9 protein-coding genes are annotated in these 7783 nt (G+C 70.3%); 2 read left to right on the top strand and 7 right to left on the bottom strand.

The genetic code is table 11. From position 1 onward, the window contains the following. From LOK44_RS29175 to rimP, 4 genes are all read right to left on the bottom strand, one after another. Positions 1 to 420, bottom strand: a 420-nt coding sequence (locus LOK44_RS29175) for a translation initiation factor IF-2 N-terminal domain-containing protein (protein ID WP_237573567.1), incomplete at its 3' end; no start/stop codon positions are given. 77 nt (positions 421 to 497) lie between these two features. Further along, positions 498 to 785 carry a YlxR family protein gene (locus LOK44_RS29170; protein ID WP_372481335.1) on the bottom strand — a complete coding sequence of 96 codons (288 nt, stop codon included), beginning with the start codon at positions 783 to 785 and terminating at the stop codon, positions 498 to 500. 140 nt (positions 786 to 925) lie between these two features. After that, positions 926 to 1969: a transcription termination factor NusA gene (gene nusA, locus LOK44_RS29165; RefSeq protein WP_237573565.1), complete on the bottom strand. Its 1044-nt coding sequence runs from the start codon at positions 1967 to 1969 to the stop codon at positions 926 to 928. Then, the gene (rimP, locus tag LOK44_RS29160; RefSeq protein WP_237573564.1) at positions 1966 to 2538 is read right to left on the bottom strand and encodes a ribosome maturation factor RimP; all 573 of its coding nucleotides are present in this window, start codon (positions 2536 to 2538) and stop codon (positions 1966 to 1968) included. The genes nusA and rimP overlap by 4 nt, the downstream gene beginning before the upstream one ends. Before the next feature lie 164 nt (positions 2539 to 2702). Between rimP and LOK44_RS29155 the strand changes: the two genes are divergently transcribed. Together LOK44_RS29155 and LOK44_RS29150 are read left to right on the top strand one after the other, a co-directional pair. Further along, positions 2703 to 3212, top strand: a complete 510-nt coding sequence (locus LOK44_RS29155; RefSeq protein ID WP_237573563.1) for a hypothetical protein — start codon at positions 2703 to 2705, stop codon at positions 3210 to 3212. Between the two features lie 92 nt (positions 3213 to 3304). Continuing rightward, complete coding sequence (locus tag LOK44_RS29150) at positions 3305 to 3775, top strand: ferritin-like domain-containing protein (protein WP_372481339.1); 471 nt, start codon at positions 3305 to 3307, stop codon at positions 3773 to 3775. Positions 3776 to 3787: 12 nt separating this feature from the next. Here the strand turns inward: LOK44_RS29150 and LOK44_RS29145 are convergent, their stop codons facing one another. Genes LOK44_RS29145 through LOK44_RS29135 form a run of 3 tightly spaced genes read right to left on the bottom strand, consistent with a single transcriptional unit; the run spans position 3788 to position 7743 of the window. Then, on the bottom strand, positions 3788 to 5545 hold the full coding sequence (locus LOK44_RS29145; RefSeq protein WP_237573561.1) for a proline--tRNA ligase: 1758 nt from the start codon (positions 5543 to 5545) through the stop codon (positions 3788 to 3790). A gap of 27 nt (positions 5546 to 5572) precedes the next feature. Next, positions 5573 to 6265 carry a 4a-hydroxytetrahydrobiopterin dehydratase family protein gene (locus tag LOK44_RS29140; protein ID WP_237573560.1) on the bottom strand — a complete coding sequence of 231 codons (693 nt, stop codon included), beginning with the start codon at positions 6263 to 6265 and terminating at the stop codon, positions 5573 to 5575. After that, positions 6262 to 7743 carry an MFS transporter gene (locus LOK44_RS29135; protein ID WP_237573558.1) on the bottom strand — a complete coding sequence of 494 codons (1482 nt, stop codon included), beginning with the start codon at positions 7741 to 7743 and terminating at the stop codon, positions 6262 to 6264. Before LOK44_RS29135 ends, LOK44_RS29140 begins: the two co-directional genes overlap by 4 nt. Positions 7744 to 7783: the final 40 nt, after the last annotated feature.

Genomic DNA, 7783 nt, shown 5'->3' with positions numbered 1-7783 from the left:
CACGACGCTCTGCCGATCTGCTGCCGGAGCGGCGGGTGTCGCCGGTGCGGCGGGCGCGGCCGGAGGTGCGGGCGGGGCCGGCGGTGCTGCTGCGGCCGCCGGCGAGGCGGGCGGAGCAGGCCTCGGGCCGCCTGGCTTCGGCGCCGTCGAGACCGGAGCCTCGGCTGCGGGCGGCTTGGGCGCGCCCGGCTTGGGTGCCGTCGATGCGGCGGATCCGTTTCCAGAGGGTGCGGGGGCCGCTGGAGCCTTTGCGGCCTTGTTCCCCCCGAACGATTCGCGCAACCGGCGCGCGACGGGGGCCTCCACGGTGGAGGACGCTGACTTCACGAATTCGCCCTGATCGCTCAGTCGGGCGAGTACTTCCTTGCTGGTGACACCGAGTTCCTTAGCCAACTCGTGCACGCGGGCCTTGCCTGCCACTACATCTCCTGTCTGGGAGACACGGCGGTGGGTCGGCCGCGCCTCGGGTTTAGCTATGACGCATGGTCATCGGAACTTCACGGTGTGCTCATGTTCTTCGCTACCTGTTCTGTTGCCGGGTTGGCTCGTCCCTTGCCGTCCTCTAGCTCGACGACGAAGAACTCGACAACCGCGGATGTGTCCGGCGGACCGGTGATGCGCAACGCTCGGGTGAAGGCTCGCCGCCGGATTGCTGAGTCGAGGCAATGCTGGTCGAGATGCAACCACGCACCCCGCCCCGGCAGATTACCCGCTGAGTCAACGGTCACGACGCACTCGCCGTTCCCGTCGCGCTCGGCGACCACTCGCAGCAATTCGGCAGCCAACTCTCGTCTCCGGCATCCCACGCACGTACGCACCGGTCCCTGGGGTTCGTCGGTTCGTCCGGGCACGGAGGCAGAAGTCTCGCGCTGGATCACGGCTCAGTCTAGCCGCACCGGACCCGCACGCGGAATCGCGTGTCGACCTAGCCTTCCCGGGCAGCTCCACGGGCTGCGCTCGGCGCGGGCGACCCGTCCGCCTCGGTCGCCGCGTCGCTGCGGATGTCGATGCGCCACCCCGTGAGGCGGGCAGCCAACCTGGCGTTCTGCCCTTCCTTGCCGATCGCCAGCGACAGCTGGAAGTCCGGAACGATGACGCGGGCGGCGCGGGTGGCCTCGTCGATGACGGTCACCGACACCACCTTGGCCGGCGACAGCGCGTTGGCGACGAAGCGAGCCGGGTCCTCGTCGTAGTCGATGATGTCGATCTTCTCGCCGGACAACTCGCTCATCACGTTGCGCACCCGCTGGCCCATGGGACCGATGCAGGCGCCCTTGGCGTTGAGGCCCGACGCCCGCGACGCCACTGCGATCTTCGACCGGTGCCCGGCCTCGCGTGCGACGGCGGCGATCTCGACCGAGCCGTCGGCGATCTCCGGCACCTCGAGCGAGAACAGCTTCCGCACCAGGTTCGGGTGGGTGCGGGACAGCTCGATGCGCGGCTCGCGCGGGCCGCGGGTCACGCCGATCACGTAGCACCGCAACCGATCGCCGTGCTCGTAGCGCTCACCGGGCACCTGTTCGGCCGGGCGGATCATCCCCTCGGAGCCCTTGGCCTCGGTACCCAGGCGCACGACGATGTTGCCCCTGGCGTTCTCCCTGGCGTCGCGCTGCACGACGCCTGCCACGATGTCGCCCTCACGGGCCGAGAACTCGCCGTAGATCCGCTCGTTCTCCGCATCGCGGAACCGCTGCAGCATCACCTGGCGCGCGGTCGTCGCGGCGACGCGACCGAAGCCCTCGGGAGTGTCGTCCCATTCCTGGATCAGGTTGCCGTCGGCGTCGTTCTCGCGTGCCATCACCCGCACCGAACCCGACTTGCGGTCGATGTCGATCCTGGCGTCGGCCTGGTGGCCCTCGGTGTGCCGATAGGCGGTCAGCAGCGCCGTCTTGATCGTCTCGAGCAATTCGTCGACCGCGATTCCGCGGTCGACCTCGATGGCGTGTAGTGCGGCCATGTCGATGTTCATCCGGCCGGCTCCTCTCCGGACAGGCCTGCCAACTCGAGTTCGCGCCGATTCGGCGGCGAGAACTCGACCTGGACAACGGCGTTGGAAATCTCGGTCAGGGGCAGACTGCGCACGGCGTACTTGCCGCGGGCACCGTCGGCGACGACCACCGACACGGCGTCGTCCGCCAGCGGGCCGAGGCGGCCCTCGAGGCGCGACCCGTCGGACAGGGTCAACTCGACCTTGCGCCCCTGCGCGCGTCGGTAGTGGCGGGGCGCGGTCAGCGGCCGATCGACCCCGCGCGACGTCACCTCGAGGACGTACGGCGGTCCGCCACCGGTCGGCTCGTCGAGCTGGTCCATGAGTTCGGACGCGATCCGGCCGAGTTCGGCGACGAGATCAAGGTCGAGATGGCCCTCGGTCGCGTCGTCACCGTCGGCGATCACGGCGATCCGTGGCGGACGCGAAGAGGCCTGCACCTCCACGTCCTCGATCACGCATCCGCGGCGCGCGAACTCGTCCGTGAGCAGCTCGGTCACCTCGGCCGGCGTGGGCAGGCGGGCGGACCGTAGCGGGGCATCCGATGCCACGGCGAGCTCCTCGTCTTGAGTTGTGCGGACATGTTCCCAGGTGGGCGGCACCCGGGATCGAGTATCAACGATACGCCAGCCCGGGCGGGCCGATTGGCAAACCGCAGGCAGGCGGGCCGGGCTGGCACGCAGGACGCCTGACGGCGGGATGGCAGGATGTCGGTGTGCCGAGCGCCCTCCCCCACCTCAGCAGGCGGCGCCTGCTGATCGGATCGGCGGCGCTGGCGGCGCTGGGCGCGACGTCGGTGGCCTGCGGATCCAAGAACCCGCCGCCCGACGTCTCCGTCCTGACCGCACAACTGGAACGGGCCCGGTCCGACAGCCAGCTGGCAGCCGGCGCGGCCTCGTCGGCGCCGCCGCCGGTCGCGGCCGCGATGACCGCCGTTGCCGCGGAGCGGTCGGCCCACGCCGAGGCGCTTGCCGAGGAGATCACCCGCATCACCGGCGCGACGCCCACCAGCAGCACCTCGTCGACGTCGGCGTCCACCTCGGCGCCGAGCCAACCGCCTGCGCCGCCCACGCCGGGCGCGGTCGTCGACGCCCTCCGGCAGTCGGCCGACGGCGCCGCGCAGGCGGCCGCCGAAGAGTCGGGCTACGCCGCGGGCCTGCTGGGGTCGGTCGCCGCGTCCTGCACCGCGGCATTCAGCGTCGCGCTCGCAGGGGTCGCGTCATGACGTCACCGACACCGTCCAGCACCACGACACCCCCGACCACGACACCCCCGACTACGACACCCCCGACTACGACGACCACCACGCCGTCGCCCATCACCAGCGCCAGCCGCACGCCCGATCCGGCACGGCCCGAGGGACCGGACGGGGCGCTGTTCGACGCGATCGCGACCGAGCACGGCGTGATCTACGGCTACGGCCTGGTCTCCGCCCACTCCACACCGGACGTCAACGACCTCGTCGCGGCGGCCATGCGAACCCACCGCGAACAACGCGAGGCGGGCATCGCCCGACTCACCGGCCGCGGCGCGGCCGCACCGCTGCCCGCCGCCGGCTACCAGATCCCCATCGACGTCGACGACCCGGACGACGCCGCAACGCTGGCCGTGCGGATGGAAGAGGACAGCGCCGTCGCGTGGCGCGCCGTGCTCGAGCAGGCGACGACGACCGAGGACCGGACGCTGGCCGTCACGGCCCTGACCGAGGCCGCCGTCACCGCCGCGAGGTGGCGGGCAGTGCTCGGGACGTCACCCACCACCGTCGCGTTCCCCGGCGGCAGCGAGTGACGGCGACGCCCGTCAGCTGGTGAGTGCGGCGAAGATCTCGCTCGCCGCGGTGTCGACGGGGATCTCCGTCGTCGCGCCGGTGAACCGGTTGCGCAGCTCGACCTTGCCGTCGGCCCAGCCCCGGCCCACCACCACGATCCACGGCACGCCGAGGAGTTCGGCGTCCTTGAACTTGATGCCCGGCGAGGACTTTCGGTCGTCGAGGAGCACCTCTATGCCCATCCGGTCGAGGTCGTTGGCGATGCCGGTCGCGCCGACGCGGGCGTCGGTGTCCTTGTTGGCGATCACGACGTGCGCGGCAAACGGTGCGACGGCGCTCGGCCAGCGCAAGCCGAGTTCGTCGTGTTGCTGCTCGGCGATCACCGCGACCATGCGGGATATCCCGATGCCGTAGGAACCCATCGTCAGCCGCACCGGCTTGCCGTTCTCACCGAGCACGTCGGCCGAGAAGGCGTCGGTGTACTTGCGGCCGAGCTGGAAGATGTGGCCGATCTCGATACCGCGCGCCGACACCAATGGGCCCATGCCGTCCGGCGAGGGATCGCCGTCGCGGACCTCGGCGGCCTCGATGGTGCCGTCGGGGACGAAGTCGCGCCCCGCGACCAGTCCCACGACGTGCTTGCCCTTCTCGTCGGCACCGGTGATCCAGGCCGTGCCGTCGACGATGCGCGGATCGACGAGGTAGCGAACACCGTTGGCCAACAAGCCCTTCGGACCGATGTACCCCTTCGCGAGGAACGTGTTCTTGGCGAAGTCGGCGTCGTCGAGCAGCGCGTACTCGGCGGGGTCGAGCGCCGCACCAAGGCGCTTGTCGTCGACCTCCCGGTCACCGGGTACGCCGACCGCGAGCAACTCCCACTCACCGCCGGGCAGGCGGGTCTTCAGCAAGACGTTCTTGAGGGTGTCCGCGCCGGTGACCTCGCGCCCGGCGAACTGCGGAAGGTCGGCGCCGTTGGCCCATTCGACCAACGTCGCGATGGTCGGCGTGTCACCGGTGTCGTGCACGACCGCCTCGGGCAGGTCGTCGAACGGCTGCGGCGCCGGCGGGCGGGTCACCACGGCTTCGACGTTCGCGGCGTACCCGGACTCCAGGCAGCGCACGAAGGTGTCCTCACCGACCTCGCTCTCGGCGAGGAACTCCTCCGACGCGCTGCCACCCATCGCGCCCGACACCGCGGAGACGATGACGTAGCGCACGTCGAGCCTGCCGAAGATGCGTTGGTACGCCTCGCGGTGCGCGTGATAGGCGTCCTTGAGCCCGGCGTCGTCGACGTCGAAGGAGTACGAATCCTTCATCACGAACTCGCGGCCGCGCAGGATGCCCGCGCGGGGCCGCGCTTCGTCGCGGTACTTGGTCTGGATCTGGTAGAGCCGCAGCGGGAAGTCCTTGTAGGAGCTGTACTCCCCCTTCACCGTCAGCGCGAACAGTTCCTCGTGGGTCGGGCCGAGCAGGTAGTCGTTGCCGCGCCGATCCTTGAGCCGGAACAGGTTCGGGCCGTACTCGGTCCAGCGGTTCGTGGTCTCGTACGGCGCACGGGGCAGCAGCGCCGGTAGCAGGATCTCCTGGCCGCCGATCGCGGCCATCTCCTCGCGCACCACCTGCTCGACCTTGCGCAGTACCCGCAATCCCAGCGGCAGCCACGAGTACAGACCCGGTCCGACGGGGCGGACGTAACCAGCGCGGATCAGTAGTTTGTGGCTGGGCACCTCGGCGTCGGCCGGGTCGTCGCGAAGGGTGCGGAGGAACAGCTCCGACATGCGGGTGATCACAGGCGACAACCTTAGCGATGCCTGCGGTCAGTCCCGTCCCTGCCACGTGCAGATGCACGCCTCGTTGCCTTCGGGATCGCCGAGGACCCAGAACGACGGTGCCGCGTCGGCGTCGAGCAGCGTGCCGCCTGCTGCGAGTGCGGCGTCGATGCGGGCCTGGGCGTGTTCGGGCGGCACGTCGACGTCGAGGTGGATCCTGTTGCGCTGGGTGCGTGGCTCGTCCATCTGCTGGAACCAGATCGTCGGCCCGCGCCGGAGCGGATCCTGCAGCGCGCCGGGCGGCAGGTCCGACGGGTGCGGTTCGTCGACGTAGCCGGTGACGGCCTGCCAGAACGGGCGCACGCGCGCGATGTCGAGCGCGTCGATGGCGATCTCGATGGTCTGCGGTGGCACCGCGTCACCGGCGACGGTGGTGAGTGACTCAGCGGCCAGTGCCTCGGTGATCCGGCGCGCGAGCGCGAGGTCGAGCCCGGTGATGGCGCCGCTGGCCGCGGTGTGCAGCCGCAGTACGGCACGGCCAGAGGTGACCTCCGCGGTGAGGTGACCGGTGCCGTCGGTGCCCGCCGCGCACACCGCGATCGCGACGGCACGTGCGGCGTCGTCAAGCGAGGGGACGAGCACGTGCGTGGTGACTACGCCGAGGATCAGGCGCCAGCCGAGCGGGTCGACGGCCTCGCTGACCTGCCCGCGGGTGACCGCCGCGTCCCCCGCGCTCGTCACAGCTCGCCCGCCTCCACTGCCTCCTTGGTGTGCTGCGCCCGCGCGATGTCCTTGGCGGAGAAGCCGATCCAAAACGCGGCGACGCCCACCAGGATCGAGACGCCCGCGACCCACAGCAGCGAGTACGTGTACCCCTCGCCGAGGGCGTCGAGTTGCGGCGGTGTCATGTTCTTCACCGGGCCTGTCGTGCCGCCGAGGTACAACGTGCGCGACTGCTGGACGGCCATGATCGCGACCAGGACGAGCGGACCGCCGAGGTTCTGCACCATCAGCGTGATCGCGGAGACCGGCCCGATCTCGCTGGGCCCGACCTTCGCGACCGCGCACAGCGGCAGCACCACCGAGATGATGCCAATGCCGAAGCCACCGATCACGATCGGCAGGAACAGGTTGGGGAAGTACGGGATGGTGCGGTCCAGCGTCGATCCGTAGAGCATCGCGGCGAGCACGAACAGGCCGCCGCCGATGATCAGCCAGCGTGGGGCGTACATCGGCGCCAGCCGGGTGGCCAGGACGTTCCCGACGCCGACCGCGACCGCGAACGGCAGGAAGCAGATGCCTGCCTTCAGTGCGGAGTAGCCGAGGACGTCCTGGGCCAGCAGACCCACCATGACCGTCACGGTCAGCAGCACGCCGCCACCGAGGAACCAGGCGGTGAACGTCGCCACCCGGTTGCGGTCGCTGAACACCGAGAACGGAACCAGCGGGTTGTCCGCGGTGCGCTCGACGAAGAAGAACGAGACGAAGAAGACCACCGCGGCGACTGCCGCACCGATGACCCAAGGGTCGACCCAGCCCCGTGGCGGGCCCTGGGTGAACACCAGGACCGCCGACGTACAGCCCAGCGTCGCCAGCAGCGCACCGGTGACGTCGAGCTTGAGCCGTTCGTGGTTGGTCTCGGCGATCTTGTAGACCGCCACGACGATGATCACGATGCCGATCGGCACGTTGATGAGGAATGCCAGACGCCACGAGACGACGGTCAGCAGGCCGCCGAGCACCAGGCCCATGACGGACCCGATCGCCTGCATGCCCGCCGACACGGCCATGGCCTGGTTCCTGGCGTGGCCCACCGCGTACGTCGTCGCGATCAGTGCCAGCCCGGTCGGCGCGGAGACGGCCGCCCCCACCCCCTGCAGCGCGCGGGCGACGATCAGCGTGTACTCGTCGGTCGCGAGCCCGCAGACCAGCGAGGCCAGGGTGAAGACGCCGACGCCGGAGAGGAACGCCCGTTTGTGGCCGATGGCGTCGCCGACGCGGCCGCCGAGCAGCAGCAGCCCGCCGAATGCCAGCACATATGCAGTGATCACCCAGCTCTTGCCGGCATCCGACAAGTCGAGGTCGGCCTGCATCCGGGGCAGCGCGACGATCACGATGGTGCCGTCGAGCGTCGACATCAATTGCATGCCGGTGATCGCGACGATGGCGGCGCCGAGGACCGATGAGGACAGCGGTGCGGTACCGCGCTCGGCAGACATGTCTCGCCACCCTACCGATCAGTAGGGACCGCCGGTAACG

The organism is Mycolicibacterium lacusdiani, assembly GCF_021916785.1.
GTDB classification, from domain to species: Bacteria; Actinomycetota; Actinomycetes; order Mycobacteriales; family Mycobacteriaceae; genus Mycobacterium; species Mycobacterium lacusdiani.
The sequence above is the reverse complement of the archived record's forward strand: the minus strand, read 5'-3'. Positions and strand labels throughout refer to the sequence as shown.

Coding starts and splice junctions, on each gene's coding strand:
- nusA (WP_237573565.1), bottom strand. CDS start 1,969: ATGAACATCGACATGGCCGCACTACACGCCATCGAGGTCGACCGCGGA.
- LOK44_RS29135 (WP_237573558.1), bottom strand. CDS start 7,743: ATGTCTGCCGAGCGCGGTACCGCACCGCTGTCCTCATCGGTCCTCGGC.